This window comes from Salinimonas chungwhensis DSM 16280, assembly GCF_000378185.1.
Taxonomy (GTDB): Bacteria; Pseudomonadota; Gammaproteobacteria; order Enterobacterales; family Alteromonadaceae; genus Alteromonas; species Alteromonas chungwhensis.
Genome location: NZ_KB899378.1, coordinates 217,955 through 231,958 on the forward strand (window position 1 = coordinate 217,955; position 14,004 = coordinate 231,958).

At 50.1% G+C, this 14,004-nt stretch carries 14 protein-coding genes; 4 read left to right on the top strand and 10 right to left on the bottom strand.

All coding sequences use genetic code 11. The features are described from left to right. Positions 1–16 precede the first annotated feature (16 nt). The 3 genes from F458_RS0107845 to F458_RS0107855 form a co-directional block, all read right to left on the bottom strand. The gene (locus tag F458_RS0107845; RefSeq protein ID WP_018982853.1) at positions 17–895 is read right to left on the bottom strand and encodes an aldo/keto reductase; all 879 of its coding nucleotides are present in this window, start codon (positions 893–895) and stop codon (positions 17–19) included. 114 nt (positions 896–1,009) lie between these two features. Beyond that, positions 1,010–1,999: a glycosyl transferase family protein gene (locus F458_RS0107850; protein WP_018982854.1), complete on the bottom strand. Its 990-nt coding sequence runs from the start codon at positions 1,997–1,999 to the stop codon at positions 1,010–1,012. Positions 2,000–2,118: 119 nt separating this feature from the next. Next, positions 2,119–3,684 (bottom strand): SulP family inorganic anion transporter, encoded by a 1,566-nt coding sequence (locus F458_RS0107855; protein ID WP_018982855.1) that lies wholly within the window; start codon positions 3,682–3,684, stop codon positions 2,119–2,121. A 271-nt stretch (positions 3,685–3,955) separates the two neighbouring features. Here F458_RS0107855 and F458_RS0107860 point away from each other — a divergent pair, with 271 nt between their 5' ends. Further along, complete coding sequence (locus F458_RS0107860; protein ID WP_026294572.1) at positions 3,956–4,243, top strand: hypothetical protein; 288 nt, start codon at positions 3,956–3,958, stop codon at positions 4,241–4,243. Between the two features lie 30 nt (positions 4,244–4,273). Here F458_RS0107860 and F458_RS19240 read toward each other — a convergent pair whose 3' ends face one another. Further along, complete coding sequence (locus tag F458_RS19240) at positions 4,274–4,954, bottom strand: phosphatase PAP2 family protein (protein WP_018982857.1); 681 nt, start codon at positions 4,952–4,954, stop codon at positions 4,274–4,276. A gap of 124 nt (positions 4,955–5,078) precedes the next feature. Between F458_RS19240 and F458_RS0107870 the strand changes: the two genes are divergently transcribed. Beyond that, positions 5,079–6,011, top strand: coding sequence for an AEC family transporter (locus F458_RS0107870; protein WP_018982858.1), 933 nt, complete (start codon positions 5,079–5,081; stop codon positions 6,009–6,011). 21 nt (positions 6,012–6,032) lie between these two features. Here the strand turns inward: F458_RS0107870 and F458_RS20080 are convergent, their stop codons facing one another. The 3 genes from F458_RS20080 to F458_RS0107885 form a co-directional block, all read right to left on the bottom strand. Further along, positions 6,033–6,788 carry a CPBP family intramembrane glutamic endopeptidase gene (locus tag F458_RS20080; RefSeq protein WP_018982859.1) on the bottom strand — a complete coding sequence of 252 codons (756 nt, stop codon included), beginning with the start codon at positions 6,786–6,788 and terminating at the stop codon, positions 6,033–6,035. Between the two features lie 541 nt (positions 6,789–7,329). Next, on the bottom strand, positions 7,330–7,647 hold the full coding sequence (locus F458_RS0107880; RefSeq protein WP_018982860.1) for a BolA family protein: 318 nt from the start codon (positions 7,645–7,647) through the stop codon (positions 7,330–7,332). Further along, positions 7,647–8,279, bottom strand: a complete 633-nt coding sequence (locus tag F458_RS0107885) for an alpha-ketoglutarate-dependent dioxygenase AlkB family protein (protein WP_018982861.1) — start codon at positions 8,277–8,279, stop codon at positions 7,647–7,649. Before F458_RS0107885 ends, F458_RS0107880 begins: the two co-directional genes overlap by 1 nt. 33 nt (positions 8,280–8,312) lie before the next feature. Between F458_RS0107885 and F458_RS0107890 the strand changes: the two genes are divergently transcribed. Together F458_RS0107890 and F458_RS0107895 are read left to right on the top strand one after the other, a co-directional pair. Beyond that, complete coding sequence (locus tag F458_RS0107890; RefSeq protein WP_018982862.1) at positions 8,313–9,506, top strand: methyltransferase; 1,194 nt, start codon at positions 8,313–8,315, stop codon at positions 9,504–9,506. Between the two features lie 14 nt (positions 9,507–9,520). Continuing rightward, the gene (locus tag F458_RS0107895; protein ID WP_018982863.1) at positions 9,521–10,117 is read left to right on the top strand and encodes a peptidylprolyl isomerase; all 597 of its coding nucleotides are present in this window, start codon (positions 9,521–9,523) and stop codon (positions 10,115–10,117) included. 5 nt (positions 10,118–10,122) lie between these two features. Here F458_RS0107895 and F458_RS0107900 read toward each other — a convergent pair whose 3' ends face one another. From F458_RS0107900 to F458_RS0107910, 3 genes are all read right to left on the bottom strand, one after another. Further along, positions 10,123–10,629 carry a GNAT family N-acetyltransferase gene (locus F458_RS0107900; protein ID WP_018982864.1) on the bottom strand — a complete coding sequence of 169 codons (507 nt, stop codon included), beginning with the start codon at positions 10,627–10,629 and terminating at the stop codon, positions 10,123–10,125. Further along, positions 10,622–11,257, bottom strand: coding sequence for a hypothetical protein (locus F458_RS19250; RefSeq protein ID WP_018982865.1), 636 nt, complete (start codon positions 11,255–11,257; stop codon positions 10,622–10,624). Before F458_RS19250 ends, F458_RS0107900 begins: the two co-directional genes overlap by 8 nt. 107 nt (positions 11,258–11,364) lie before the next feature. After that, positions 11,365–13,887, bottom strand: coding sequence for a TonB-dependent receptor (locus F458_RS0107910; protein WP_018982866.1), 2,523 nt, complete (start codon positions 13,885–13,887; stop codon positions 11,365–11,367). Positions 13,888–14,004 lie beyond the last annotated feature (117 nt).

A 14,004-nucleotide genomic window follows, 5' to 3' on the forward strand; every position in this document is an offset into this window, starting at 1 on the left:
GGCTGACCCTCTGTTATCACGGAACCGGGCGATCGAGATTTGCCTGCCATGCATTATCCGGATCGTCACCAAAGCGGGCGTCCCGGTTCAGGCTGTCGATGGTATTGAGTTCATCGTCGGATAAAGAGAACCCGTCCAGGGCAAGGTTTGCGGCAATATGCTTTTCGCTTTCAGACTTGGGGATAACAATTCTTCCCTGCTGAATGTCCCATTTGAGAATAATCTGCCCGGTAGATACCGCGTACTTTTCTGCCATCTCTTTAATCGCCTGTTCAGCCACAGGTTTATCTTCTGTTTTTACGCCGCTCCATGAACCTGAGCCTAGCGGCGACCAGCAGGAAACAGCTATCCCCTTGCTTTCGCAGTATTCCACCAGCGTTTTTTGGGTCAGGTACGGATGCAATTCAATCTGATTGTACACAGGCTTTATCTCTGCGAACTCAAAAAGCTGCTGTATGTCCTGCTTTCTGAAGTTGGATAACCCCAGCGATTTAGCCAGACCTTCGGCGTGTAACTTCTCCATCGCCTGCCAGGTGGGACGGGTTTTTTCAGGATAGGGCCAGTGCACCAGATATAAATCGACATAGTCCATTTGCAGACGCTCCAGACTTTCCTCCATTGCGGTAAGCGTGGATTGATACCCCTGCTGGGTGTCCCACACCTTGGTTGTAATAAAAAACTGCTCCCTTTGCAATTTTGATTCAGCAATGGCCTGCCCGACACTTCGTTCATTGCCATAAAAGGATGCGGTATCAATATGCCGGTAACCGGCGTCAATGGCTTTTAAAATGGTGTCTTTTACATAACCATCATCCTGGTGCATTTCCCCGATGGCCGCCGTTCCAAACCCTACCTGCGGAATGGATCGACCATCTCTTAAATGTATATTTTGCATCGCGTTCTCCTGGTTCAGATAAAGCTGAAGGGCAGGTCTGAAAAATAATCGACACTACCACCCTGTTAAGCTTGATAAGTAAACACACGAAGCCAAGATCAGAATCAATCTGGGTCATTGAAAAGGCAACATACGTGAATCGCGATGTTGCCAGAGTGTCTGAGCCTGCTCCCGGGCAGCGTCTTCCTCAATGCTTTCACAAAGCATCAGCAACGCGGTCAGGGTGCCGACCACCGACTGTTCAGCATAGCGATGCGCTTGCTTCTTGGCCCACACTGACAGCATGGTCTGAGCTGACATATGCCGCTCTTTTAACGCCCAGCGGTCATCATGAGCAACCAGTGTAGTCGCCTCGGTAGCGCCTGCTCGGGTAATATGTAATACGGTGTCGCGCTCGCGATTGACTTCCGGGTCGCCACCGTCCCCGCGAAAGCACAACGAGTCGTAACTGGTAAATGCTTCATTAACCCGCGCATGTTTAGTATCAAGACCCGTGTGAAATACGCCCTGAACGCTGTATTTGCTTAAAGTCGGGTTTAACAGCCGACCCAGCGTATTGGCGCAGGAACGCAAACCGAAGACCTCACGCAGCTTGATGATATCGTCCAGTGGCTTAAGCACATAACTAAGATCAAGATAAGTAGCCTGCTGCTTCTGCAGTTGTGCCGATGCCGCCGACACACTTTTTGCCGTCGGCAGGCCCAACGCTTCCAATACGTAACTGGCGTAGAGGCGCCCTGAACCCGGTTCGTGGGCGCCATGCATGAATACAGGATAGCCAGCTTTGCACAGGCAGGCCAGGCTCAACAGATACCAGGGTAACTGTCGCCGTTTGCCGGCATAACATCCCACGTCAATAGCTGCTGGCAGATGTTTCACCGCTGGCGTAATAAGCTCTCGACAGGCATCCAGAAACCCTGCAATTTCATCCGGGGTCTCTTCGCGTGTTCGCAGCAGCATCAGAAAAGCACCGCGTTGCTCGCCGGTGACCTTGCCGGCGAGTACCATTTTCATGGCGGCATACGCTTCGTCCCGGGTCAGACTGCGGCCCCCTTTCTGACCTTTACCGATAATTTTAATATACTGACTAAAGATGTCGGACATGATGCACACTTATTCTCAGGCAGAACAAATAACCACTTTAGCAGCAGTTACCCTGCTTAAACAGATAGAAAAAAGCCCGTGCCGATATTATCGGAACGGGCCTGATATATACCGGGCGTTTAACCCAGCTCGTCAGCAGCCACCTTGTAGCGTGGGTCTTCCACCACATTGATTTCAACAAACTTATTGGCTTTTTTCAGCAAGCCCCGACAGTCGCTGCTGATATGGCGAATATGCAGCTTTTTGCCCTGCTGCTCGTATTTATCAGCCAGCGTATCTAAAGCATCAATACCGGAGGAATCCCAGATACGGCTCTGGTTGAAATCAATCACAACATCCTGCGGGTCGCCGGTTACATCAAACAGATCTTTAAAATGACTGATTGAACCGAAAAAGAGCGGGCCATCCAATTCATACACCTTCCAGCCGTCGTTATCGATGTGGGTATTCGCAGCGATATGGCGGGCATGTTTCCATGCAAAAACCAATGCAGAAACGATCACTCCCACGACCACTGCTACTGCCAGGTCAGCGATCACGGTAACCGCCGTGACCAGAAACAACACAAAGGCATCCTCTTTGTTTACACCGCGGACAATTCGAAATGAGGCCCATTCAAAAGTGGCGATGACTACAACGAACATAACACCGACCAGGGCAGCCAACGGGATCATTTCAATCAGGGGGGCGGCAAACAGAATAAAGCCAAGTAAGACCAGCGCGGCGGTAATACCGGACAAGCGGCCGCGCCCGCCGGAGTTGATATTAATCATGCTCTGACCAATCATCGCGCAGCCTCCCATGCCGCCAAAAAAGCCATTAACACTGTTGGCCACACCCTGCCCCACGCACTCACGGTTGCCGCGGCCGCGGGTGTCTGTCATTTCATCTATCAGCGTTAATGTAAGCAGAGACTCAATTAACCCCACCAGACAAAGAATGACCGAGGTCGGCAGAACAATCATCAGGGTTTCCCAGCTAAGCGGCACCATGGGAATAGCAAAACTGGGCAGCTCACCGGCCAGTGTGGCGCCCGCTTTCTGGTCGGCAGGTAAAATATCGCGCACAAAATCAATCACAGTCCGCGCCTCAAGACCCAGCGAATGCACCAATACTGTCACAGTGATAATGGCGACGAGGGAAGCGGGTACAGCTTTTGTCAGTTTAGGCAGCAGATAAATAATCGCCATGGTAAGGCCGACCAAACCCAGCATTATATAAAGCATGGTGCCTTCCATCCATTGCCACTCGCCTACAGCATTTTGTACTTTAAACTGGCCCAGCTGCGCCAAAAAAATCACGATGGCCAGACCGTTAACAAACCCCAACATTACCGGGTATGGCACCAACCGAATGAACTTACCGAGCCGGAAGATACCGCATAAAATTTGTAGCACTCCAGCCAGTACCACCGCAGCAAACAGATACTGCACCCCGTGCTCTGCCACCAGCGCAACGGTCACTACGGCCATCGCTCCCGTAGCACCAGAGATCATGCCAGGGCGACCGCCTATGGCTGAAGTAATCAGCCCCATCATAAAGGCGGCATACAGGCCTATCATTGGCTCAACGCCGGCAACAAACGCAAAAGCAACGGCTTCGGGCACCAGTGCCAATGCCACTGTGATCCCCGAAAGCACATCGTTTTTCACGTTGCTATCCTGGTTATTGATAAGATCAAACATGACTGTCCATGAAGTAAGTGATTAAAAAAACAGCCGGAATTTTAGCACCCGTTTTTATTAAAGTCTTTTAACAGAATGTTAAAGCCGAGGCTGCAAAGTGGATACCTCAAAACCTGCGTCAAGCGGTGGCTGCATGACACTATGGAAAGGTTGGAAATGTTGCATACGTTGCGTCAAGCGGGCACACTAATGCCTTTAAACAGCCGGCGTCTGTTTGTTGCACTGAGGTGTTCTCAGCGCAATTCGCTACGCATATTTGGGGGGAATTCCCGTGGTACCTTACTTACTCACAGGCTTATCAGTATTGGTTGCAGGTGTCATTCACTGGCACGCTCCACGCGCATTCTGGCGAGCAACACTCACTTCCACGGCAACGATACTATTACTTTCTGTCGCAGCCCTGTTTATTTTTCAGTCTTCCGGCATGCTGGTAAGCGAAAAAACTGGCAAAATTGCCGATATCGCTGATTCGATGTTGGCAGTTACCGGGCTGGTTACATTTTTTGGACTACTTATTTCGATTTTTGTCGGCTGGTTTTTGAACGTTGTTCGCCGCTAACACCGCCGGATACATTGAAAATGGCCGGACTTACTGGCCCTCTTCCGGCTCACTTTTGTGCAGTGTAAGCCTATACCAGATAATCACCCAGACAGCACCAGCCAGCCATCCAGCCAGAATATCAGTAGGCCAGTGTACACCCAGATAGACTCTGCTAAATCCAATTAAGAATGTCGTAATCCCCGCAACGATGAAAAACAAACGACGCACATTCGTCAGACTTACAATCTGTAAACTGGCGGATGCCAGTGTAAAGTAAGTTACCGTGGACATCATCGCATGAGCGGAGGGGAAACTACTGGTAAAGACTCGTGTGCCGTGCCCAACCAAATCCGGGCGCGGTCGCGTGAAGCCGTATTTTAGGGCAAACGCCAGGGCTAACGCTAATAAAATCCCACCTACCATCTGGATAGCCAGTTTACTATATCCAACCAGATACAGGAGCAGCGCCCCTAACCCGGTAAGATATAACAGTACCCAGTTACTGCCCATGGCGGTAATATCGCGCATACCTTCTTCCAGCCAGCCAGGACCCAATGGATCGCTAAGATCCCCATCGACCCGAAGCCCGGTGATGATGAGGTTATCTATTGCCGGTGTATTGTCCACTGACACCCAGATAGCAAGCAGAATAAACGCTGCCAGTGAGACAATCCCTGTGCCCAGTAATTGCGTGGTGCTTGGCTTTCTGAATGATAATTTATGCGTCATAGGCTTTCATGCTCTAAGTCATTTGCTGTTTTATTACAGTTGGATACTATAATCTGCCGCAGAGAGATTAGCCCGTTACCGTAATCTATCTGATAGACTACGCATTTTTTCTGGTCAGCACTTTATGTACGGATTTATCACCAATACCCTTGGCCCGGTTCTTATTCTACTGATGATGGGATATTTTCTTTATCAGCGGCGAATGCTAAATGATGCCTTTATCGAAGCCGGTTCAAAGCTGGTGTTTAATCTGGCTCTGCCCGCGCTTTTGTTTCTTGCCATTGCCCAGGCTGACTTTTCTCAGGCGGCAAACCCCCGACTTATTTTGCTGGGCGTGGCGTGTACGTTTGTTTACTTTCTTGCCCTGATGGCCTTCAGTCACATGTTTGTTTTCCCTGCCAGTGCCAGAGGTGTAGTTGTACAAGGCGGATTTCGCGCTAACATGGGTATTATTGGTCTGGCATATTGCGCCAATACCTATGGCTCCCAGGGCCTGGCTGTGGCCTCTGTGTATCTTGGCGGGGTCACCGTTTTGTTTAATGTGCTATCTGTGTTTGTACTGAATTTTTATCTCGAGGGCCAGCGTTCGGTAAGCCAGCATATCCGCGGCATACTGACAAACCCGCTAATTGTCGCAATTGCCTGCTCGTTGCCATTATCTTACTTTCAGGTGCCACTGCCCGCGGTAGTGCAATCGACCGGTGAGTATTTCGCGCAGCTTACCCTGCCACTGGCGCTTATTTGCACCGGTGCCACCCTGGAATTTCGCTCTTTTTCCGGTGACAGCAAAAATCTTCTCATCACCACTGTGAGTAAATGCTTACTTTATCCGGCATTTCTTACCGGTGCCGGGTACCTGATGGGATTTCGACAAATGGAGCTGGGCATTGTGATGCTGTTAAGTATTGCTCCCACTGCTGCGGCCAGCTACATCATGGCACGTAATCTTGGCGGCGATCCGCGCCTGGCAGCCAGTATTATTGCAGTCACCACACTGGTTTCACTGCCTGTTACCGCCGTGACATTTAGCGTGCTCACTGCACTGGGGTTGTTATAAGCCTGTGAGTTACCCTCTGGCTTATATACTGGTTACCAGCTCGCTAAACACAACCAAATTCATCAGCATGTGTACCCAGATGCAATACCACAAATTATTGGTAACGTGTCTGATCACACCAAGCATAATGGCCGAAAGAAAAAGAAGGACAAAGACGCTGAGTTGTTCATACTGTAAATGCACAAGTGCAAAAATAACACTCGGTACAATTATCGCGCCACTGACACCCAACCGCGTATGTTTGAGCCGGTAAAATGCCACGCCCCTGAAAATAGTCTCTTCAACAACCGGTGCTATTATTACCGTTGCCAGAAACAGCATCAGTATGTTCGTCACTGAATCCATCTGCGCGGCTAACTCAACAACAAATGCCGGTTCTTCAATGCCCGCAATTGTTATGACCAGTGTTTCAATTGCCAGATAAACACACGTAGCCAGAAGCGAAAGCAAAAGCGGTTTGGTGCGTATTGTGGTAAATCCCAGACGCTTGGAAGTCGTCGCAAAACCGCTGGTTCGCAGAGGAAATTTTAGAAGCGGATAGAGCATCGCTGCAGCTACTGCCGCTGAAACTGCCCAGTAAACAGGGCTCTTGTCCAGCGTTACCCCTTGTGTTGACTGTGCATCGGCCGGCACGAGCGCGAGTCCGACGAGCACGACAAAAAAATGGGCAACAGAGGGTACAATAAACAGAAACAATGCCAGCCAGTAACCCGTATTAAGCAGTGACTCGCCGGTAGAAGGGGCCGGTTCGGAAGAATGTTTTATGATGTTTTCCATATTTTATGCCGCTGCGCAGTTTCCCCGCCAAGCAGTTAACTGCTTGGCGGGGAAACTGCGACTTTTCAATCCGTTGAAAATACTCAGATTATCACCAATAATCTGTCATTGAGAAATAGACTACTACAGATAGCGTCCGTCTTCTATAGAAACCTTACTGCCACACAGCTCCTTTCCCCGTCGCTAACGTGCTTTGATGTATCAATTGCCGGGTGCACAACCCAAAAAGACGGCCATAAATAACTGCGCACTGATGCCGGTGACACACCGCGTTACCTTTCACGGTGGCGAAGCTGCATTACACGTATTGATATGGTCGCTAATGGCGATGCGCACACGAAAGACAACATAGCCATCACGGGACCCGGCAGTTCAAAAGGGATGATGCGGTACCTCACAAGCAGCTTTATATCAATAATTACTGGCGCAAGTGCCGTTCAGAAGATCAAGATAAAATGGATAAGCGCAGGAACTTGCAACGATCTCTGCAGCGCAAGCAAGTTGAGTAATTGTCCGCATTACCCTCTCGGTGTCGCAGCCATCAGTCCTGTTTTCCGCCGCCCAGGCATTGCGGTGAAGCAGTAATGGTGCCGCCCCGCTTTTCCCATTCTTCAGGGGTAAAGGTGTGCAGTGCCAGCGCATGCACCGGCCCTTCCAGCGCCTCAGCTAACAATGCATTGACTTTGCGGTGACGTCCAATCAAACGCGCTCCGGCAAATGCATCGCTCACAATGGTTACTTTGAAATGGCTTTGCGCCCCGGCCGGAACATTGTGCATATGACTTTCATCCAACACCTCAAGAAAAACCGGCGTCAGATTATCGGTTAGTTGTTGCTCTATAAAAGATTTCACTTGCATTATTGATTGCCTGTGTCAAAAAAAATATGCCGGAATGTCAGATTAATTCTATCACCGATCTGCTGTGTCGTCTTTGCAATCCCGTGGTGGTAATGCTGCTGAGTCCGACCACGCATCACCAGAAGACTGCCGTGTTCTAGCACTACTTTACTGCGTGCTCTGGTGGTTTGATGCTTAAATATAAAAGGCCGAGCCTGACCAAACGTTAACGAGGCAATAACCGGCTCAGGCCCGAGTTCCGGCTCATCGTCAGCGTGCATACCCATGCTGTCCTGCCCGTCCCTGTACCAGTTAGCCAACACGCTGTTAAATGAAGTATGGCAATGCCCGGCAAGCTGGTCTTTAAGCTCACCCAGCGCAGATGTCCATGGCTGTGGCGTCATGGCCAGACCAGAGTAAGAATATGTTGCCCGATGATCACCGTGCCACGCCTGCAATCTGGGAATTTTTACCAGCCTGCCATAAATTTTGATGGTATCCTGATGCCAGTGTAATTCGTCCTTTAACTGTTGCTCGATAACGCTTGCCTTTTCTGCCTCCAGCCATTGCGGGTAATAGGTCACATCGGCATCAGGCAGGGGCAGGACCTGTGGCTGTGCGCCGCCGCTGTTATTAAACAAATCAGGTTGCATCAGTCTTTCTCCACTTCAACAGAATTAGATGTTATGAACACCACCTTTTCAATGTTGGATCGTCAGTTATATCTGGCCAGATATCCGGTTAAACACCAGCACAAAAGTCTGCAGGCATGGGACAGTGCTGACGAGCTGATTATTGAGCATGTGGAGCAGTCTTACGGACCCATCTGCACAGGAAAATGTACCATTCTCAATGATGATTTCGGAGCGCTGGGTAGTTGGTTTGCCGACCAGCAACCCGCCTGGTTCAGTGACTCCTGGATTTCTCACTGCTCATTATCTGCCAATTTAAGCGCGAACAATATTGCTACACAACACGATAACGATAACCTGATAACTATTCCAGTCAGAGCACACCAGCGCTTACAAACCTTGCCAGTCAATCCGGAACTGGTAATACTGAAAATTCCCCGGACTCTGGCGCTTTTGGAAGAGCAGCTTATTCAGCTTAGTGCGCTGGTTTCGCCTGCCACACAAATTATCGCCGGTGCCAAGGTGAAAACCATCACTCGTTCAGTGCTGGCACTGTTTGAAAAATACATCGGTCCGCCCACGACTTCCCTGGCACAGAAAAAATCCCGTTTGATATTCTGTCAGCCCGATTCCCAGACGCTGGCCAGACATCCAACATCACCCTATCCAACAGTATGGTATGAAAAGGCGAGTAACGGCAAAGCCCTGACGCTGGTTAACCACGCTAATGTGTTTTCCCGCCAGTCCCTGGATATCGGGGCCCGACTGATGCTGGAACACATGCATGTAACCAATAATGAACGCGTTGTAGATTTAGGCTGTGGTAATGGCGTCCTGGGACTCAACGCACTGGCTCTGGCGCCGCAGGCCAATATCACCTTTATTGACGAATCCTTCATGGCATTGGATAGCGCCCATGACAGTGTTCAGGCGAGCTTTCCACAGGCCATGGAAAACTGTCGCTTTGTGGCCAGTAACTGTCTGGAAACCCTGCTGCAAAATAATGAAACCAACAGCGCAGACAAAGTATTATGCAACCCGCCATTTCATCAACAAAACGCCGTTACTGATCACATCGCCTGGCAAATGTTCCACGACAGCCGTGATTTGCTCACCCGTGGTGGCCATCTGATTGTGGTAGCGAACCGCCATCTTGATTACCATGTCAGACTCAAGCGCCTCTTTGGCGGTGTGAATGTACTTGCAAGTAATCGTAAATTCGTTATTTTAAGCGCAGCTAAGCGATAAACCTGGGAGCTGATATGTTTCGCTATTTACTCTTTCTTCTGGTGCTTGTCACCACCCATTCTCTGGCTAAAGGCAAAGACGATGGTTCAAATGTTCAGCCGGATAACTATTACCCGCGGGTTAAAATGGAAACCACTATGGGTGAAATTGTGGTCGAACTGGACCGCCGCCGCGCTCCAATTACCACTAACAACTTTCTGCGCTATGTGAGTAAAAATGGCTACAACGGCACTATTTTTCACCGTGTAGTACCCGGTTTTGTGGTTCAGGGGGGCGGATACAACACCGATTTTGATCAGAAGCCTAGTTATCCTGAGATCTTCAATGAGTCGGGCAATGGCATGAAAAACGAGCTTTATACTATTGCTATGGCTCGCCAGAACGAGCCGCATTCAGCCACTCGCCAGTTCTTTTTCAATGTGAATGATAACCCCAGCCTTGATCCGGGCAAAGAATGGGGCTACGCCGTATTTGGCATGATTGTGGAAGGTCAGGAAGTGGTCGATAAGATGATGGAGGTGGAAACCGAATATCAGCTTCGACTGCGCGAGCCCAACAGCCCCATTGAACCTATTGTTCTGGAAAAAGCCACTGTGTTACCGGCCTCCTGAGATAATTAATCGCGTCGGAATAAAATCTGGCGCGCCACGTTTGGCATAAAGATCATCCCCTGCCGGTTGAACCCCAGCCGGCCTAATAATTTTTGTGAACTGTTATTATCAGGGTGCGCCATAGCTGTGATATAGGGAAACCGATGATGTCTGGCGGCCCAATCCAGTACTGCCGCTGACGCTTCCTGCGCATAGCCTTTACCGCGGGCATCTTTGAGCAGCGCAAAACCAAGATCCGGCGAACTAAATATGCCCCGGTTGATCAATCCGCACATGCCCTGTGCTTTACCGGTATCACGACGTTCTATTACCCACAGCCCGTATCCCCATCGCTCAAAATGACTAAGCGCATTGTCGATATAGCGTCGGGCGTCCGCTATCGAATGTACTGAGCGGTTTCCGATATAGCGTACCCATAGCGGATCATTGTTTAACTCATACACCCAGCGCACATCGTGCTGGTCAGCCAGCCGGAGCTTGAGACGACCGCAGAACAGTGTCATTTCACCCATTTGTCCACTCCGCCAGCAACGTATCGATCTGGCGCAGTTCCTCCTTACTCAGGCGTCCGGGCCGTGGGTAAAAAGGTTCGCTGCGATCAGCGCGTATATCCGTCGGCCAGTGGCGGGTCAGGCGGATAAATGCTTCAGCCTGCGCCAATCCACCGTGACTCAGGCAACCTGCCAGACAGGTATCAATGTAAGTCTGGGATACAGGAAACTGCGGGTCAGCCACATGCACATCAAAGGTCTGACATATCCAAAGCTGCTTATCTGCCAGCCTGGATATAAGATAATCATGTGCGTCATCGTCAAAGTCCGTGGAAATGGTGTCAGCGGGAACGTCGGTAAAAGTATAGTCCTTTTCGCGCTCAGCCAGAGCCGGACTCAGTGGTGTGGGAATAAGCTGTGCGTTAAGACTCGCCCCGTTTTCTGGCAACGCCCCCACATAGGTTTGCCGCTCTTGCCAGCTGCGTGTCACCCAGGCACGATAAAAGTTATTGACTGTAACCATTACCCCCTGGTGCTCTATTGCTGAAAAGCGTTGGCGGCTGTCGGCGTTCATCAGTGAGCCATAGCCCAATACAAGATGCGGGTAATCGAACGAAGCAAACCAGTTTTTAAGTTGCGCCAGAGTCAAACTGACAATCTCCTGATAAATATGGCAATTACGCCTAGTGTATCAGGCCAGAGGACGCGACTCATCCCCATTGGTTTTGCAAAGGATGTGTCGCGTCATGTTAACGATTAAAAACTGGCGCGAACGCCTACCGTTAGGTTACGGCCAGGTAACGGCGCCTGATCCTTTAAAAAAGAGGTATGTACTCTGGCTTCTTCATCAAACAGATTGTCGGCATTGGCGAAAAATACCCAATCAGTACCGTTGCCCAGGATCTCGTATTCTACGCTGGCATTAACCATCGTGTAGCTGTCAGTAACGGTTTCAAAGGGTGCCACCTGGTCCTGCTCGTCGTTAAATGTAAATCCGACGTCTGCCCGCAACTGCTGATGCTCATAAGACAATGTAGAGCCGACCCGCAGCGGAGGAATTCGTGGTAAGTCCTGATTATCCAGCTTGGCCCGGATCATGTCTCCGAATACTTCCAGGCGCCACTGGGTATCCAGATTGACGTACATTTGCGCTTCCATACCGTAGATATCGGCATCGGCTTGTCTGAAACTGAATACCGGCAGACCTTCTTCATGGCCTTCACTATCTTCTTCGTGACCAGCGTCATGATCGTCACCGTGCTCATCTGCCGGGCCATGCTCCTCTTCATGCTCGGCGTGTCCTGCTCCGGCTACCAACCCGGTGGCGCTTTGATAAATATAGTCGTCGGCCTGATTATAGAAAAACGATACCGTATACCCCCACTCACCGGTGTATTTGCGGAACGTTAGATCCAGATTATTACTTACTTCTTCGGCTACCGGCTGAAGCTGATTAGCGATGTCGCCATCCTCTTCCAGGTCGTATACCAGCCCAACCTCATAGGTTTGGGTCGCCAGATGCTGACCGCCGGCAAACAGTTCCTGCAAGCTGGGCGCGCGTTCGTTTCGCGAAGCAGTAAATGCTACAGCATAACCGTCTTCGTATTCCCAGTTGAAACCTGCAGAAAACGACGTTGAGGTAAAATCATAATCGTCAAAAGAGAATGATTGCATAGCCACTTCGTTATGCTCTTCAGCGTGTTCTTCATGGTCAGCCTCATGTTCATCATGATGCGTTTCTTCGGCATGTCCGGTATTCAGATCAAGCTGCGTATCGGCGGCTGAATATTGTGTTTTTTCGACTCGGGCACCTGCTTCCACGGTCAGGTTACCAAAACGCTTTTGCTCAACGAGAAACAGCGCCAGGGTGTCGGTTTCCGTGGGCGGAGTGAAAGCTTCCGCGCCCACGGCAGAATAGTCACTGGTACTGCCCTGCACGCCCACTACTCCATGCCAGCCATCAACTTTTATGTGATCAGCAGTTACGCGCAGATTAGTACTTTCATTGGTAAACCGGGTGCCGGTCATACCGCCTTCCAGTTCGACGTGTTCATAGTCGGTATGCGCCACTCCGAATTTAATATTATTCAAAATGCGGATGGGCGAGTGCCATTCACCGGCTACCTGGTAGCGCGTCATATCCACATCTATCCGGGTACCCGCTTCATCGCTGTCGGTATGTTCATCCATTTCATCATGGTCTGCATGCTCTTCTTCATGATCGCCTGCGTGATCATCATGTTCATCATCATGGGCCTCATGATGATGATGACCGGGGACACCGTATTGGTTGTCCAGCTTTTCTACCGCAAAACCAATGAACCCTTCGTCCTGAATATAGCTGAGACCGCCGGTAAAGTTAGTGGTATCCATCTGGCTATTTTCCAGCACTCCGCGTGGTTCGTCGCCATCTGGATTGACCGAAGCATAGCCGGGAATATCCACATTGTCCGTGTTTCTTTTAAAGCCATCTGCATGATAAGCAATATCTCCGCTTGCACCAGTGACATCTACCTTGCCATAACGACCATTATCCACCGTGGAATAACGAACCTCGGCTTCACCTTCTAGCCCAACTGGCTTGCGTGATGGAATACGCCTGTCGACAACATTGACCACACCACCGATGGCGCCACTGCCGTACTGCAGTGTGGCCGGTCCACGCAGGATTTCTACCTGCGTTGCACTGGACGTGCTGGTAGCTACATTGTGATCCGGACCAATGCGCGATACATCGGATACATCAAGGCCGTTTTGCACGATTTTAACTCTGGGCCCGTCGTTCCCCCGAATAACAGGACTGCTGGAAACCGGTCCGAAATAAGTACTGTGGACCCCTGGCGTATTATTCAGTGTTGCGCCCAGCGTAGGCGCCTGCTTGCGACTGAGTTCATCTTTATTTAATACAGTAACTGGCGTGACAGACTCAAGTACCGAGGTTTGCATGGCCGAGGCCGTTACCACTATATTTTCCACAGAGGCAGGTAAAAGCGTAAAATTGACTTCCGGGTTTCCGGAGATAGGACCCAGATCTTTATCACCATGAAGATAGTTCTGTGAGGATACATGAATATGTACATCTTCTACCGGCACATTATAGAGGGTATAGCGGCCCTGCTCATCGGTAAGTACGGTTTTACGGGAACCTTCAACCGAAACTTCAGCCCCCGCAACAGGGTTTCCCTTGTCATCCATCACCTGGCCGGTAACATTGTTGGCCAGGGCGGCGCCGGAGAACGCGGACAGTATAGTTGCTGCAAGCAGTGAACGTGTGAACATCGAACGACCTTTAATTAATTATAGTGACTAATGTTATGTTATAACATTTTTGCTGCTTTAACTGACAAAGTCAATGGCTGATGAGCGCGAATAAATGCAACCTGTCAGACAGTTGGA

Bases quoted from the DNA above. Each gene is read 5' to 3' on its own strand.
- F458_RS0107900 (WP_018982864.1), bottom strand. From the start codon at position 10,629: ATGGGTGAAATGACACTGTTCTGCGGTCGTCTCAAGCTCCGGCTGGCT.
- F458_RS0107850 (WP_018982854.1), bottom strand. From the start codon at position 1,999: ATGTCCGACATCTTTAGTCAGTATATTAAAATTATCGGTAAAGGTCAG.
- F458_RS0107870 (WP_018982858.1), top strand. From the start codon at position 5,079: ATGTACGGATTTATCACCAATACCCTTGGCCCGGTTCTTATTCTACTG.
- F458_RS20080 (WP_018982859.1), bottom strand. From the start codon at position 6,788: ATGGAAAACATCATAAAACATTCTTCCGAACCGGCCCCTTCTACCGGC.
- F458_RS0107890 (WP_018982862.1), top strand. From the start codon at position 8,313: ATGAACACCACCTTTTCAATGTTGGATCGTCAGTTATATCTGGCCAGA.
- F458_RS0107895 (WP_018982863.1), top strand. From the start codon at position 9,521: ATGTTTCGCTATTTACTCTTTCTTCTGGTGCTTGTCACCACCCATTCT.
- F458_RS0107845 (WP_018982853.1), bottom strand. From the start codon at position 895: ATGCAAAATATACATTTAAGAGATGGTCGATCCATTCCGCAGGTAGGG.
- F458_RS19240 (WP_018982857.1), bottom strand. From the start codon at position 4,954: ATGACGCATAAATTATCATTCAGAAAGCCAAGCACCACGCAATTACTG.
- F458_RS0107880 (WP_018982860.1), bottom strand. From the start codon at position 7,647: ATGCAAGTGAAATCTTTTATAGAGCAACAACTAACCGATAATCTGACG.
- F458_RS0107885 (WP_018982861.1), bottom strand. From the start codon at position 8,279: ATGCAACCTGATTTGTTTAATAACAGCGGCGGCGCACAGCCACAGGTC.
- F458_RS0107910 (WP_018982866.1), bottom strand. From the start codon at position 13,887: ATGTTCACACGTTCACTGCTTGCAGCAACTATACTGTCCGCGTTCTCC.
- F458_RS0107855 (WP_018982855.1), bottom strand. From the start codon at position 3,684: ATGTTTGATCTTATCAATAACCAGGATAGCAACGTGAAAAACGATGTG.